The 14,795-nt window shown below is 55.6% G+C and carries 16 protein-coding genes; 4 read left to right on the top strand and 12 right to left on the bottom strand.

Going from position 1 to position 14,795, the window contains the following annotated elements:
• The first annotated feature begins 114 nt into the window (after positions 1 to 114).
• Positions 115 to 825, top strand: coding sequence for a cation:proton antiporter (locus R2K28_RS05830; protein ID WP_316368424.1), 711 nt, complete (start codon positions 115 to 117; stop codon positions 823 to 825).
• Here the strand turns inward: R2K28_RS05830 and R2K28_RS05825 are convergent.
• Entirely contained in the window at positions 822 to 1,769 is a 948-nt protein-coding gene (locus R2K28_RS05825) for an acetoin utilization protein AcuC (protein ID WP_316368423.1), read from the bottom strand. The genes R2K28_RS05830 and R2K28_RS05825 overlap by 4 nt on opposite strands.
• 148 nt (positions 1,770 to 1,917) lie before the next feature.
• Complete coding sequence (gene dsbB / locus R2K28_RS05820; RefSeq protein ID WP_316368422.1) at positions 1,918 to 2,424, bottom strand: disulfide bond formation protein DsbB; 507 nt, start codon at positions 2,422 to 2,424, stop codon at positions 1,918 to 1,920.
• A gap of 222 nt (positions 2,425 to 2,646) precedes the next feature.
• Between dsbB and R2K28_RS05815 the strand changes: the two genes are divergently transcribed.
• Entirely contained in the window at positions 2,647 to 3,018 is a 372-nt protein-coding gene (locus R2K28_RS05815) for a NifB/NifX family molybdenum-iron cluster-binding protein (RefSeq protein ID WP_116445617.1), read from the top strand.
• Positions 3,019 to 3,041: 23 nt separating this feature from the next.
• Here the strand turns inward: R2K28_RS05815 and R2K28_RS05810 are convergent, their stop codons facing one another.
• The 8 genes from R2K28_RS05810 to R2K28_RS05775 all read right to left on the bottom strand — a co-directional run bounded on the left by R2K28_RS05810 (position 3,042) and on the right by R2K28_RS05775 (position 10,725).
• Positions 3,042 to 4,103, bottom strand: coding sequence for an OprD family outer membrane porin (locus R2K28_RS05810; RefSeq protein ID WP_316368421.1), 1,062 nt, complete (start codon positions 4,101 to 4,103; stop codon positions 3,042 to 3,044).
• A 444-nt stretch (positions 4,104 to 4,547) separates the two neighbouring features.
• Complete coding sequence (locus R2K28_RS05805) at positions 4,548 to 5,336, bottom strand: TIGR01458 family HAD-type hydrolase (RefSeq protein ID WP_316368420.1); 789 nt, start codon at positions 5,334 to 5,336, stop codon at positions 4,548 to 4,550.
• A 61-nt stretch (positions 5,337 to 5,397) separates the two neighbouring features.
• A complete protein-coding gene (sixA, locus tag R2K28_RS05800) occupies positions 5,398 to 5,862 on the bottom strand; it encodes a phosphohistidine phosphatase SixA (protein ID WP_316368419.1) in 465 nt (154 codons plus the stop codon).
• Positions 5,863 to 5,938: 76 nt separating this feature from the next.
• Positions 5,939 to 7,012, bottom strand: a complete 1,074-nt coding sequence (gene modC, locus R2K28_RS05795; protein WP_316368418.1) for a molybdenum ABC transporter ATP-binding protein — start codon at positions 7,010 to 7,012, stop codon at positions 5,939 to 5,941.
• On the bottom strand, positions 7,009 to 7,686 hold the full coding sequence (gene modB / locus R2K28_RS05790) for a molybdate ABC transporter permease subunit (protein WP_316368417.1): 678 nt from the start codon (positions 7,684 to 7,686) through the stop codon (positions 7,009 to 7,011). Before modB ends, modC begins: the two co-directional genes overlap by 4 nt.
• 33 nt (positions 7,687 to 7,719) lie before the next feature.
• Complete coding sequence (gene modA / locus R2K28_RS05785) at positions 7,720 to 8,472, bottom strand: molybdate ABC transporter substrate-binding protein (protein WP_316368416.1); 753 nt, start codon at positions 8,470 to 8,472, stop codon at positions 7,720 to 7,722.
• A 274-nt stretch (positions 8,473 to 8,746) separates the two neighbouring features.
• Positions 8,747 to 10,045 carry an ATP-binding protein gene (locus tag R2K28_RS05780; RefSeq protein WP_316368415.1) on the bottom strand — a complete coding sequence of 433 codons (1,299 nt, stop codon included), beginning with the start codon at positions 10,043 to 10,045 and terminating at the stop codon, positions 8,747 to 8,749.
• Positions 10,042 to 10,725, bottom strand: a complete 684-nt coding sequence (locus R2K28_RS05775) for a response regulator transcription factor (protein ID WP_316368414.1) — start codon at positions 10,723 to 10,725, stop codon at positions 10,042 to 10,044. Before R2K28_RS05775 ends, R2K28_RS05780 begins: the two co-directional genes overlap by 4 nt.
• Before the next feature lie 150 nt (positions 10,726 to 10,875).
• Between R2K28_RS05775 and R2K28_RS05770 the strand changes: the two genes are divergently transcribed.
• Together R2K28_RS05770 and R2K28_RS05765 are read left to right on the top strand one after the other, a co-directional pair.
• Positions 10,876 to 11,820: a PepSY-associated TM helix domain-containing protein gene (locus R2K28_RS05770; protein ID WP_316368413.1), complete on the top strand. Its 945-nt coding sequence runs from the start codon at positions 10,876 to 10,878 to the stop codon at positions 11,818 to 11,820.
• 157 nt (positions 11,821 to 11,977) lie between these two features.
• Positions 11,978 to 12,442, top strand: a complete 465-nt coding sequence (locus R2K28_RS05765; protein WP_316368412.1) for a Spy/CpxP family protein refolding chaperone — start codon at positions 11,978 to 11,980, stop codon at positions 12,440 to 12,442.
• 67 nt (positions 12,443 to 12,509) lie between these two features.
• On the opposite strand, the gene R2K28_RS05760 is transcribed toward R2K28_RS05765, so the two are convergent.
• Positions 12,510 to 13,667 (bottom strand): C-GCAxxG-C-C family (seleno)protein, encoded by a 1,158-nt coding sequence (locus R2K28_RS05760; RefSeq protein ID WP_316368411.1) that lies wholly within the window; start codon positions 13,665 to 13,667, stop codon positions 12,510 to 12,512.
• A gap of 77 nt (positions 13,668 to 13,744) precedes the next feature.
• Entirely contained in the window at positions 13,745 to 14,725 is a 981-nt protein-coding gene (locus R2K28_RS05755; protein ID WP_316368410.1) for a quinone oxidoreductase family protein, read from the bottom strand.
• Positions 14,726 to 14,795 lie beyond the last annotated feature (70 nt).

Here is a 14,795-nt window from a genome sequence, read left to right as displayed (position 1 = left end):
ATATGAGTTTCTGTTGACACTGGGCGTGATTTTACTCGCAGGCCTGGCTACAGACGCTATCGGGCGGCACACATTCTTGCCACGCGTCACGCTGTTGCTGCTGAAAAAACACTTTTGATATCCATCAGTACTGCGATCATAACGGTACTGGTGGTAATTACCGGTTTGATGGCGGTTGGGGTACCTGCCGGGTTAGCGATACTGCTGGGGTGCGTCGCTTCGGCGACGGCACCCGCAGCAACATTGGATATCGTGCTTGAGTCGGATGACAAGGGATTCTTTAGCGACCTGTTACTGTCAATCGTTGCCCTGGATGATGTATGGGGCTTGATACTATTCAGCATTGGCGTAGCCGTGGTCATGGCGCTCAGCGGCAATACCACTGAAACATTCCATTATTTCTTCGTGATCAAGGACATAGGCGGGGCATTGCTTCTGGGGCTTGGCCTGGGTTTTCCAGCGGCCTATCTGACCGGAAGAATCAGAAAGGGACAACCGATGTTAATGGAAGCACTCGGGCTGGTTTTTTTATGCGGTGGCCTTGCACTACTGCTGGAAGTCTCTTTTCTAGTGGCATCGATTGTCATGGGATCAGTGGTTGCCAACTTCGCCAGCCACCATGAGTACCCGTTTCATGAGATCGAAAATATCGAATGGCCTTTTATGAGCATATTTTTTGTGCTGGCCGGTGCTTCTCTCGAATTTATCTCAGTCATGGAAATCGGCATGATCGGCATCGTATATATATTGTCACGCATTATTGGAAAGTTGCTTGGCGCCAGAATCGGCGCCGAAATGAGTGGTGCAGAATCACAACAGACTTAATTCAACATCGCCTTGACGACACCATTCCACCCCAGGGCCAAATTGGTTCGGTTATAACCCCCTCCTCCAAGCGCAATAAAACGACCGTTACAGAACTCATCCGCCAGTTTGCTCAATCGACTGGCTGCATATTCATGCACCGCAGGGGTGAACGCCATATGGGTAATCGGATCCCCCTGAATGCTGTCTGCGCCTGCCTGAAGTATGATCAATTCCGGTTTGCCCTGACGAACGAATGACTCAACAGATGGCCAGACCCGATGAAAATGGTTATCGTTGGCCAGAGGCGGCAACGGGACATTCAGCTTTGTACCCTTGGCCTCGCCTTTTCCTGTCTCCTCGACCGCCCCGGTACCCGGATAGAGATAGCGACCATCCTCATGGATATCGGCAAAGATCAGATCCGGATCGGATTCAAAAGCGTAAAACACGCCATCGCCATGGTGGGCATCTATATCCACATAGGCGATACGACGAATGGCATGCTTGAGTCGCAAATTCTCGATCAACACCCCGGCATCGTTAAAGACGCAGAAACCTGCCGCTGAATCCCGCCGCGCGTGGTGCAGACCGGCAATGGGAACAAACACCTTGGGATGACTGCCGGAAAGGATACGTTGCATGCCGTCCAACACCGACCCAACCACCGCACAGGCAGCCTCATACACACCTTCAAAGGCTGGGGTATCACCGGCGTCGAGATAGCCATGGCCACTCTCAGACTGGACCTTGACGCGATTGACATAGGCCTGGCTATGGAATGGGAGTAACAGCGCCTCACCGCATAGCTGCGGGGCAGCGACAGATACTCGTTTGTCCAAACCCTGCTTGATGGTCTCCTGCCAGAAGGCCTGAATGCGATCCGGTCCAAAGGGATGCCCATCACCAAAACCATAATTTCCCAGGGCCTCACCGAAATAGATAGTGACCGGTTTTTCGCTCATAAAACAACTCGCCTTCATACTCAGCCAGATAGAGTGGCCTGTCTGATATCAAGTATAGGCAAGAAACAATGATCACCTTCGACTCAGGCATGGATTGATTACGGATCATGTTAAATAGCAGATACCTGCCCGGGGTATGAAATGTCATTTACCCGCTCAGTTTGGTACGCAATTCAATCGACAGCACCACACCCAGGACAATCAGTTGCAACAGCATGATAATTAACATCCAAAGCGGCATACTCAAGCCGAGAAACTGCCACTGGATATCGCCACAAAAACCCGTCGGCTGGAATACCATCGGTAGCCATTGGTCGAGCTTGAGCCATGCTGGGAACTTGGCATTCACATCACAACTCAGGGATGGCTGAACCATGCCCAACTGCATACCGGAGAGTTCCAACGCCAGATAGAGACACCAGCCGGCTGCCAACCCCCAGCCGGCATAACCGATCATTCTGGCAACTATAGAGCGGGGAGCACTCATACCGATAAGCGCAGAGAAAAAGATACCCATCACCGCAGCCCGCTGGTAGATACAGAGGACGCAGGGATCGAGCTCCAGGCCGTACTGAAAATAGAGCGCCGCAGCCTCCAGGAGAAGTGCGCTTATTGCCAGCAACAGCCACGGCAATCGGGTTTGAATGAATCTCATATGGTTCTCATAGCAATATTCGGAATATCAATATTAGCCTATCCGATGGGCTATCCATATGTGCCATCCGCCAAACAGCTATTGATCATTTTCAATGCCTGACATGACGTGCCTAGAGTAGGCTTCAGCATAGTAACAAGTTAACTGTTAACGGCTACTTGATGCGCAGTCAGCATCTTCCCGGATGTCCAGATATTCGAGGTCTCACCGGATCCCAGGTTTATGAAAATTGCAGTAACCAGCCAAAACTTCCGCACCATCACCCAGCATGCAGGCAAGACCAGACGCTTCCTGATTTTTGAACAGGACCAAACAACGGGAGAGATACACCAGCTCACCCGTCTCAATCTGCCCAAACAGATGTCCATGCACGAGTTCCGGGGGGATGACCACCCTATCTTCAAAATGGACTACCTGATCACCGGCAGCAGCGGACAGGGCTTCGTCCGGCGCCTGAATGACGCCGGTGTCGAGGTCATTCTTACCGGTGAAGAGGACCCCCTTACCGCGGTCACTGCCGTGATCGAAGGTAAACCCCTGCCGCCGCCGGAAGCCCATGAACATAAGCAGATCCAGCAACCGGTCATGCCTTGAGCAGGGATGGCCGGGGATCCAGGTCAGAAGCCGTAATTGGCCATCAGACGTATGAAATCCCCATCCTCGTGCATATCGGTATAGATCAGCTCCAGACCCAACTGTTCATTCACATCGTAGACCGCGTAGTAGTCGGTCTCGTTCGCACCCTGGTCGAAATCCACATGCAACACGCCCACGGCCAGCGCCGCCACACCCCCATACTCGACACCCAAGGCGGTTGCCTCCTGGTCCTCCACACCGTCAATGGTATGGTCATCAGCCGAGGTGAAGTAGGGACCGCCACCGAAACCGTTGGTTACGCTACCCGATACGTCATTGTAAGCAGCGGTGATGGTGAAATCCGCCAGGCTATAGCTCCCGGTAATGCCCCAGACATCACCATCAGGCCCTGAATCGTCGTCTGTATCATCCGATTGAGAGCCAAACTGTATACCGACACTAAAGGCGTCGGCTTCATACATGCCATCCAGATAGAACAGCTTGGCAAAATCACTACCCTGGTAATACCAGCCCTGCACCGTCAATTGCTCGATACCCTCGTATACGGCACCAACCACGGTCACACCGTCGTCGCCGTTCATCTCCTCAAAACTTTCCGGAATATCGGCGTCCACACCGGCCCATTTGTCGAGATGGGTCAGGTAGAGGGTCGTGCCGGCGATATCACTATTACTCAGCAACAAGCCCTGAAAGGTATTCGGCACCATGCGGATATCATCGGTGTCCGCATGGGGCGTATCCAGTTCGAAGCGACCGATACGCAGCTGGGTGTTGCCCAGTTCACCCTGTACATAGGCCTCCCCGAGGATGGAGTAACTGCCGTTTTCCGAGGAGAAGAAGTCACCGTTTTCATCGTCGAACAACTCACCGGTGGTGTAGAAGGTCGCCCCCGCGCTCAATCCCTTCCAGCTCGGACTGATATAACCCAGCTTACCGCCGATGGCGGAGCCGTCCGTTTCATCACCGGCATCATCCTCGGCATGGATAAAGCCCACCCTGAGGTTGCCGAAAACACCCTCTTCGGACTGCACTGGACTGACAAAAGCGAAAACGCATATTGCACCCAGCCATAGCCCAGCCATGCTATTTCTGTACCTGCTTGATAGCAAATATCTGCCAGTTTGCGACGCTGAACGACGATTTCTGATTGATGGCTTAACACCAACTTGAAGAGTGTGACCAGCCCTCGGCAAAGGAATAAAGTTTCTTATTGGCACACGATCGTAACCGATCACAGTCAGTCTTGAATTCTGCATATTTCATTACTCCAATACAGGATTAACATTAAGGCTGGCTGGCGTCTGCTGGCAGGCCGACACTTATCATAAAAGGGAGAAACCGCTCGCTGGTATACTATTCACCAGGTTCATACCTTTCTCATACCATGGTGGAGCAGCTACTCGACATTGTTGCAGCTGATAATATTACGAATGATTATCATTTGCAACACTAACCAGAGCTCTCCTCTGGTCGTTCGGGGTATCAATAAATGTTTCAGCTTACCTCTTCATATACTATATAACGGGTTATGACAGAACCGCCCTACCCCACCAATCCGGCAGTTCAGCGATTGAAGCGAGTTGACCGTCAGGTGTGATATCACCACTCAAATCTGAGTCCTGAAACTTCCCGGTGTGGACCAGTAATGCTCGCAGTCCGGCTTGCTGGGCTGCGGCCACATCACCGCGAATGTCATCGCCGATCATCACACTCTGCTCTGGCATACAGCCGATTATCTCAAGAGCACTATGGTAGAAGGTTGCGGAGGGCTTACCTAGAACCACGGGCTCAATCCCACAGGCATGCTGTAACGCATGGACAAAGGGAGCGACATCGAGCCGCAGGCCGTCAGGGGCGCGCCAGTAGCGTGTCATGCCAAGGGCGATTAAACGTGGCGGAGGTTGCTGCATCAGGAGGCGAAAGGCCTGATTGAGAGTGGCGAAATCCCATGCCTCTCCCAAGTCACCGATAATCACGGCGGCTACCGGTTGTTGGGTGTTACGGTACGCCAGGGTCAGATGGCTGAACTCGGCCTCGGTGGCGGCTGGAACAAAGAGAACCACAGGACCGTTCAGGTTTTGCGTAATCCATCGACAGGCAGCGACCGGTGGCGTAAGGATATGTTCCGCATCAGTGGTGAGTCCCAAACCCTCCAGCTTGGCCACCAAGGCATCTCGGGGTTTGGAGGTTGTATTGGTGAGAAAGCAGTGGGGGATCTCCTGCCGCCGAACCCAGGCCAGGGTTTCGGCACCTCCAGGGATGGCCCGGTCACCCACATAAAAGACACCATCAAGATCGAACAAAATGCCTGACATCAAATTCTGAAAAGAATGCTGTGATAATTTACCAGTATAGTTGAACAGACACCCTAAACCTCTACCTCAATAGTTCCGGCCTTAACATCCAATTGATCTGCCAGTGCGCATCGTTCATGCGCTCCAGGCAGACCACACTACCAGGCTGGTAGGCAGTGACAAGTCTACCTTCATCCTCGGCAACCAAATACGATACCAGTTGTGCCATGAACGGAAGATGGCCAACAACCAGGGTGTCTTTTTGCCCATTCTCACCCTGCAGGTCAAACGCTCTGGGATTGTCGTTTGGCTTAATACAGGTACTCGTTTCCAGCGCTATTCCATGGGCAATCTTATTGGACAGGCGCTGCGCTGTCTGAACAGCACGCAGCTTTCCACTGTGTATCACCCTGTCAGCTTGAATACCGGCCTGCTTGAGAAACGCGGCAAGCCGATCAATATCCTGCTTACCTTGTTCGGTTAGAGGTCGATCAGGATCAATCTCCTTTGTACATGCCTCAGCATGCTGTACGAGATAAAGTTTCATGTCAGGCCACCCCAAATTCATATACTGATGCACACAAGACTCACACCTGTAACTTGTACTGTTTCCTAAATCCAAATCATGACAACAATGCCACACTCTTGACCTGGGCATAAAGCTGCATTCCCTCGTGAATCCCCATACCCATGGCTGAGCGACGGGTGATGCGCGACAGCAGGGTCTGGTTATCCTCCAGTTGCAGCCGCACTAATACCTGGGTGCGGCTGATTTCCCGGGTATCGATAACCCGTACCGGAAGGATGTTGAGGATGCTGGTATCGGCGTGGGCGCGGATGGAGAGGCTCACATCCCGGGCCTGGATCTGTACCCGGGCATGCCGGCCCACCGGCAGATCCTCTCGGGGTACGGCGACCCGGTTGCCCTGCAGGGAGATCCAGGTCAGGTGGTAGCTGTGGTCATGGGAGCTGACATAGCCCTCCAGCAGTGCGGAGGCGTCGTCATAGCCGGCCAGGGGAAGGTCGAGCCGGGTCAATAGGGGTGCAGCCTCCCCCTGGGCCGCGACACGTCCCTGCTCCAACACCACCATATGGTCGGCCAACCTGGCCACCTCGTTGGGGTCGTGGGAGACATACAGGGAGGGGATGGCGAACTCGTCGTGGAGCCGTTCCAGATAGGGGAGGATTACCTGCTTGGCCGCATGGTCGAGGGCCGAGAGGGGCTCGTCCATCAGCAACAGACGCGGACTCGTGAGCAGGGCGCGGGCGATGGCGACCCGCTGGCGCTCACCACCGGATAACCGGGGGGTCGCCCTTTTTAAAAGGGCTGAAATACCGAGCAGCTCCACCACATCCTGAAAGGGAATCTGTCGCTCTGCTGCGGGGACCCGGCGCATACCGTATTCCATATTGTCCTGCACCGAGAGATGGGGAAAGAGACTCGCCTCCTGGAAAACGTAACCGATGGGACGGCGGTGAATTGGCAGGAAGTGGTCCGGGTCCTGCCATACCTCGCCATTGACCCTGATCAGTCCCTGTTGGGTACGTTCGAGACCGGCCACAGCACGCAGGACACTGGTCTTGCCCGAACCGGAGCTACCGAACAGGGCCGTGACACCCTGAGCCGGTGCGGTGAAGGCCACATCCAGCTCGAAATCACCCATGCGGTGCTTCAGCCTGACCTCGATACCGCTCAAGGTTGATGGCTCCGAGTGATGCGGCCGTTGACCAGGTAGAGGGTCATCAACACCAGGAAGGCGAAGGCAAGCATGCCGGCAGCCAGCAGGTGGGCCTGGCCATACTCCAGGGTCTCGACATGGTCGTAGATCGCCACCGACAACACCCGGGTCTCACCGGGGATATTGCCGCCGATCATCAGCACCACCCCGAATTCACCCACGGTGTGGGCGAAACAGAGCACCGCAGCGGTCAGAAATCCTGGTCGCGCCAGGGGAATCACCACGGTCATAAAGCGGTCCCAGGGTGAGGCTCGCAGGGTGGCGGCAACCTCTGCCGGGCGAGGTCCCAGAGACTCAAACGCATTCTGCAGCGGCTGCACCACAAAGGGCAGCGAGTAGAGCACAGAGGCGAAAACGAGTCCGCCGAAGGTAAAGGGCAAGGTGCCGATACCAAGGGCCTGGGTCAGCCGACCCACCGGCCCGTCCGGGGCAAGCATTATCAACAGATAGAAGCCGAGCACGGTGGGTGGCAATACCAGGGGCAGCGCGACCACCGCTGACAGGGCCTGCTTGTACCAGGCGTGAGTACGCGCCAACCACCAGGCGATGGGGGTGCCGATGATCAGCAGCACCAGGGTGGTGGTGCTGGCCAGCTTGAGGGTCAGCCAGACGGGTTGCCAGTCGAAATCCATGAAAATGCTCCGCATGTATGAGAGTTGTTTGTTTTACTCCACACCATAACCATATCGCTCGATCACTTCACGTGCGACATCGCTTTTGAGGAATTCGAGATAAGCGGTGGCCGCTGGATTTGCTTCACCCTTTTTCAACAACACCGCCGCCTGGGCGATGGGGCTGTAGTATTCCGCTGGAATCTCCCACAATGTACCCGCTTCCCCTTTCCACGTCTTGATCTGGGCCAAGGCGACAAAACCCAGCTCCGCATTGCCTGTGGCGGTGAACTGAAATGCCTGGGCAATGGATTCACCCCGTACCAGTTTGGCTGTGAGTGATGGCAGCACTCCCAGCTGATGCATCACCTGCTGGGCTGCCAGGCCATAGGGGGCGGTCTTGGGATTGGCCAGGGCAAGATGATCGAAATCACCCTGCCTGAGAAACCCCTCAGCATCATTGAAAAGACCCGGTTTTACACTCCACAACACCAGCTTGCCCTTGGCGTAGATAAATCGAGTACCGGGTACCGCCATACCCTCCTCCTCGGCCTTGATCGGCCGTTGGGTGTCCGCCGCCAGGAACAGTTCGAAGGGAGCGCCATGCTCGATCTGGGAATAGAGTTTGCCTGTGGAGCCGTAGCTGATACGGGTGGTATGACCGCTGACCCGTTCAAACAAGGGAGCGATCTCGCGGCTGGCATCGATGAAGTTGGCCGCGACGGCGATCAACACCTCTTCGGCCTCCACTCGGGGCTGGGCGAATACAATGCATGCGGCAATGATGTAGTAGTTTGTTACTTTCATGAAGCCTATCTTTATCATGAACACCATCATACAGTTAAGCTTAACAACGCTGCTAAACTCTAAGTGAAACTCATCTTATGCAATCGGAGTGCCATGAATGTTTAATTATAATTTCAATGGGTTGCACGGATCAGACAGGATGTTGTGTAGCGTGGATCACAACATTTGTCATTAGGCTCACAATGAGCTTCCCGGGGTTGTTATAGGCTTTATGAGACCAAATCCCATCCCCCGGCAGGGCCTTCAAGATTGAAGTTCGCTGGATGAAGTCAATTTACTCATACAAGGGTAGCCGTAGTGTGACCTCCAATCCCCCCTCCGGGTGATTTCTCGCTAAGGCATCACCGCCATGAATCTGCATGGCGCGTCTTGCGATGGCCAAACCAAGGCCGAAACCTCCACTATCTCGCTCTCGCGCATCGGCGGTGCGGGTGAAGGGATCGAACATGGACTCCAGTTGAGAGTCGTCGACACCGGGTCCAAAATCCCTCACTCGAATCAAGCAATCATTTTTCTCACTGGTCAACGAAACCTGGATGGCTTGGCCCGGTGGAGTATGGCGGATGGCATTCCTTACCACATTCTCCACCGCGGAGCGCAGCAGCACCGCGTCACCCTCCAGGGTCACCGCCTCGCTGCTGACACTCACCCCTTTCTGCTGCGCCTGGGCCTCGAACTCGGCATCGGTCACCACCTTCTCCAACAACCCATGGAGGTCCAGGCGTTGCCTTTCCAGCCCGGCCTGCCCCGACTCCAGGCGGGCCAGGGAGAGGAGCTCGGTGACCAGACGTTCCAGTTCGTCTGCCTCCTGTTCGATGCGGCCCAGGGCCTTTGTACGGTCCTCCTCCCTCTCCGCCAGCTCCAGGGCGACCCGCAGCCGCGCCAGGGGAGAACGCAGCTCGTGAGAGACATCCCGCACCAACTGACGCTGACTCTGCAGCAGGTCGTTGAGCCGCTCCGCCATCAGGTTGAAATCGCCCCCCAGGGCGCTGATCTCATCCCTCCCCTTGAGCTCGACCCGGCCGCTCAGATCCCCTTCGGCCATGCGTTGGGCCGCCTGCCTTAATGGGCGCACCTGTCGGGTCAACATCCTTGCAAGCAACAGGCTGACCAGGGCGAAGATAAGGATCGCCAACAGCCCGCGCGCCCATATCGGCATGCCATGAAGCCTGCCGAGATCGATAATCGTGAGCAGAAAGCGTTTTGGCGCCACCTCGGGCAATTCCACAACGAGCATCAGATGTCCCGGGCGAATGCGCTCTACCCCCGGACTGATCGCCCGCGGCAGTATCTGTTTGAGATGGGGAGGCAGCGGTCGGCGTCTCAGCGACTCGCCCCCCTCGTCGACCAGCACCAGCCGGTGCCGCTTGGGTTGACGATGCAGCCATCGATGCAGCGCCTTGTCACCCCCGTCCCGCCACAACACCGCCGCCGTCTCCGCCTGGGCCTGCATCACCGCCTCTACCTGTTCCACCACCTCGCCACCGTAGTGGCGCTGGATCAGAAAGAAGGAGAGGGCCAGCAGCAGGCTCGCCAGCCAGAAGGAGAGAAAGATACGCAGAAACAGGCTCACTCGCTCACCAGATATTGGTAGCCGGCGCCGCGCACCGTCTTGATACGCGGGGAACCGTCCGGCAGGGGGCCAAGCTTCTTGCGGATCTGGGCCATGTGGGTTTCGATGCGGCGATCGTAGGCCTGTAATGCCCGCCCCAGGCCCTGCTTGGCCAGGATCTCCTTGGAGACCAGATCACCGGCATGCTCAAGCAACAACACCAGCAGATTGAACTCGGCGCCGGTCAGTTCCACATCACGATCACCCACCCGCACCCGCCGGTTCTGCTTGTCGTAATCGAGATCGCCGACCCGCTGCTCTGTCTCCACTGTGGTTTGCTCTAGCTTGCGGCGAAACAGATTACGCAACCGCGCCACCAGCACCCGGGGGCTACAGGGTTTGGCCACATAATCATCTGCCCCCAGCTCCAACCCGAGCACGGTATCGGTATCATCACCCCGGGCGGTCAACATCAGCACCGGTACGGCACTCTCTGCCTGTATCTGCCGCAACACATCGAAGCCGTTCATGCCGGGTAGCATGACATCCAGCACGATCGCATCCCAATCATGGGCAACGGCGCGGGAAACCCCCTCCGGACCGCTATGCGCACTCTCCACGGCAAAACCCTCACCCACCAGATACTCGGTAAGCAATTCGCACAGGGCCACGTCGTCATCGATCAGCAGTATCTTTTTCATTGCACCATCTATTCTGACTTGTTTAACGCCTGGCTCCCAGCGTTTGAAAGGCCGGATTTGCACTTCTTTGCACTCGCTTGCATAACTTACCACTCCATTGACGCTTTAGCTCATATGCTTGCCGCACAGGTTATTCACCGGAGCTGAAGCATGAACTTCAAGAGACTCAAACCCACCCTTTTCAAACTTCATCGCTGGATAGGTATCGGACTGGCGCCGCTGTTTCTGCTGATTGCCCTGTCGGGTGCCGTGCTGGCGTTTAAACCGATAGTGCAGCAATCGGTACCGGACAGCTTGAATGCTGCCCCCGCAGCCCAAGTCATCAAACTCCTGGAGCGCATCGATCCCGAAGGCGATGAGGTGGATGCCATCTCCATCGACATGGCAACCAACCAGGCAGATGTACGTTCACAGGATCCGCAGATCGCAGGGCGATATGATTTGAGTAGTGGTGTATGCGCCTGTGGCAACGATGCACCAATCCGATTCAATCTCTTCGAATTCGCTGAGCATCTACACAAGGAGCTGTTGTTTGGCGCCGATATCCTGATTCAGATCGCCAGCTATCTGATGATACTGATGATGCTCATGGCACTGCTACTGCCATGGCCGCGTCTGCGCAATAACCTGATGGGTTGGCATCGAGGCGTCGGCTGGTTCTTGTTGCCGATGGTGCTGATATTACCCTTGACCGGGGTATTGATGAGCCTGCATGTGGGCATGCCTGAACTACCGAGTATGAGCCAGCCAGATAGCCGCCTGCCACTGGCCGACGTATTGAGTCGTGCACAACAAACCCAAGGGCTGGACAGCCTGAACATGGTACGACGCCTCCGAGGCGGCAGTGTGCTCGTCAGCACATATGACAAAGGGGATAAACAGCTACTGATTCTAACCGATCACTCCGTCACCCCCATAAATCCCCAGGAGAATCTTGTCAAAACCCTGCATGAGGGCACCTGGGCCGGCCCTCTGAGTGGCACCATCAATCTGTTGGGCGCTTCGGCATTGAGCCTGCTGATCCTGAGTGGGTCCATCTCCTGGCTGAGACGCCGGCGGCGCATGAGAGAGCGTGCATTGTTGACTCCTGCCTGAATGATTCAGGCACGGATAAATTCACACCCTAGGCATTAGGTCACTTTGTAATTCTTTGCCAAAGCTGACAGAACCTGACCCAACTTGATGCAAGGAAAACTTAAAATTTAAACAGCTGCCATGGTGCAGTATTCAGCAACAACATTGGAGACTAAAGATGAAACCCACATATCAACGGATTGCGATTATCAGCCTTTCCACCCTGCTTTTCACCAGCGCCGGTGCCGCCATGGCCTTTGGTGGTCCCAAAGGTCACGGTGGTTGCGATCGGGGTGGCAAACATGGACCGATGGCTGCCCTGACACAGCTTGACGACCTGAGCACAGAACAGAAGCAGGTTTTGAAGGATATTCGCAAGGCCACACGTGACGCCATGCGGGACTTACGCGATGCGATGCAGGATAACCGCACCGACCTGCGCGATGCGATGATTGACAATGCAGACATGGCCAGTATCCGTAGCCTGGCGGAAAAACAGGGTGACCAGGTTACCCGCATGATCGTGCTGCGTGCAGAGGTGCGCAACAAGATAAACAGCGTACTAACCGAGGAACAGCGTGAACAACTGCAGGATCTTCGCTGGTCAAAGAAGGGATTCGGTCCCGGCCGAAAAGGTTTCTGAGCCCATACCATAAACGGCAGGCCCGATCCGGGCCTGCTCGCTCTTTACTGGCAGGCGGGGTTATGCATCATTCAGCCGGGTAGGCCTGCTCCAACTGGCGATAGACTTCATCGCTGAAGCCCGAACTGCTGGCATCGAGGTTGGCTAGAATATCCGCCAGATGTTCGTTGTCCTCGCGCCCGTTCCAAAGCTTGATATAGCTACCCTCCTTGTAACCGTGATCCTGGCGGAAAAAGTTGAGCACATTCTTTCCCACATAGGTCTTGAAGAGCTCATCGAAACCCAGCTCGGCTGCCTGCATCACTGCGGCAAAATGGCTGATGTCGGCTGACTGGGTCTGGATACTGGCCATTGCCAGCTGTTCGATGGAGGTCCTGAAATCCACCGCTTCAGAGGGTTCACCCAATCCCTTCATAGCCAACTCAGCCGCCTCCTCGAGGGTGGTGTTATGCAGGATCAGGTCGCTCAGGGCAAAGTGCCAGATGTCGACGATCTCCAGGTGGACCTGTTGCATATCGGGTTTTTGGTGTTTCCACCACTTCCAGCCGTAGTGGTCGAGCATTTCAGCGCACTCGGTCCAGATCGCCCGATACCAGGGATAGCCCGCATCCCGCCAGTCGTCATTCACCTTACGGTTCATGGCATCCTGCAGTTCGAGCATGGTTAGGATTTTCTGTTTCATATTGATCTTCTTTTCGTTGAGCAGTTCGTCGAGCAGGATCACCGCCGTCTCCACATATAGGGGGCAGCGGGTTTTAAACAGATCCAGCGCTTTAGCCTGCCGGTACTCTTCGGGGACACTCAGATCCTTCTCCAGCAGCTCCCTGCAGCGGCTGCTGCCGTGGCGTTCGATAAAACGCTCCTGAAGCTGTCGGGTTGCCACATAGGTCGCCTCCTTGGCATCACTCTCCTCCATTCTCTCGGGACCCAGTTCCAGACCCAATACCAGCGCAGCGCCGGTGAGGGTACCACAAACATCCCCCATACGACCCACTCCGCCGCCAAGACCGGATGCGATACGCATAGCCAGCCCCTCATCGAGGGCGTAACGCTTGGCATAGGTTGTCAACACCGCCTGTGAGCAGTTGCAGCCATCACAGAAACGCTCGACGGCTGCCTGGGAGCTGGCCGCCCCCTGGCTGGGTCGATAGTGGTTTGATTGTTCCTCTGACATCATGCTGCTCGTGGTTGAAAGTGTGGTAACGCTGAACCAGATCTCAGCCAAGGTCAAGTCCAACCTGGCGAACACATTGGCATATCACAGGATCACCTCGATTTGGATGCTGGCTTGCGGCAGCAGGCTCAGTCCGGCAGGAGCAGCGTGCTGCCCCTGGTGTTACGTGACTCCAGGGCCTGGTGGGCCTGCGCTGCCTCCCTGAGCGGATATTCCTGGGCGATCTCAAGCTTGATCTCTCCCCCCAGGACCATATCGAAGAGTGCCCTTGAACTCTGCAGCAATTGCTCCCTGGTTCTGGTGTAGTCGAAGAGTGTAGGGCGGGTCAGATAGAGAGAGCCCATGGTGCTCAGCTGTGTGACATCGAAAGGCGGCACCTTACCCGAAGCCTGGCCGAAGGAGACCAGGGTGCCCAGGGGTGCGAGCACCGACAGTGAGGCCTCAAAGGTATCTTTTCCCACCGAGTCATAGACCACCGGTACACCTGCGCCAGTGGTGATTGCCTTGACTTGCTCCACGACATCCTGGTTACGGTAGTTAATGATATGGTGGCATCCGAGTGCGCGCACCACATCCGCTTTCTCCTCACTGCTGACTGTAGCGATGACTTCGGCACCGAGTGCCACCGCCCACTGACAGAGCAGCTGACCGACGCCGCCAGCCGCCGCGTGGACTAGAATGGTCTCCCCCGCCTGCACCGGGTAAGTCCGGCGGATCAGGTACTCGGCTGTCATACCCTTGAGCATCATGGCCGCGGCCTGTTTTTCACTGATACCCTCAGGCAGTTTGATCAAACGTTCCGCTGGGAAATTTCTAGACTCTGTATAGGCACCCAGGGGACCACCCGCATAGGCCACCCGATCCCCGGGTGAAAATCCCTCGACCCCCTCTCCCACTGACTCTATGGTACCGGCCGCCTCAAGGCCTGGGACAAAGGGCAGGCTCCCGCCAGGATAGAGACCGGTTCGATGATAGATATCGATGAAATTAAGCCCAACGGCACTATGTTTGATGCGCACCTCACCGGGAGTGGGCTCGACAAGTGGAAGCTCTTGCCACTGCAAAACTTCACTACCACCACAGTCGTGAACCATCAGCGCATGATTCATTGTGATCTCCTCACTTAGTCATTTCTTAGTTTAAAACAAAAACGAATTACTATTTAACAAGTAATGTTTA

The organism is Candidatus Thiodiazotropha sp. CDECU1, assembly GCF_963455295.1.
In the GTDB taxonomy this organism is placed as follows: Bacteria; Pseudomonadota; Gammaproteobacteria; order Chromatiales; family Chromatiaceae; genus Thiodiazotropha.
Note: the sequence above shows the minus strand (reverse complement) of the source record. Positions and strands in the feature narration are given on the sequence as shown.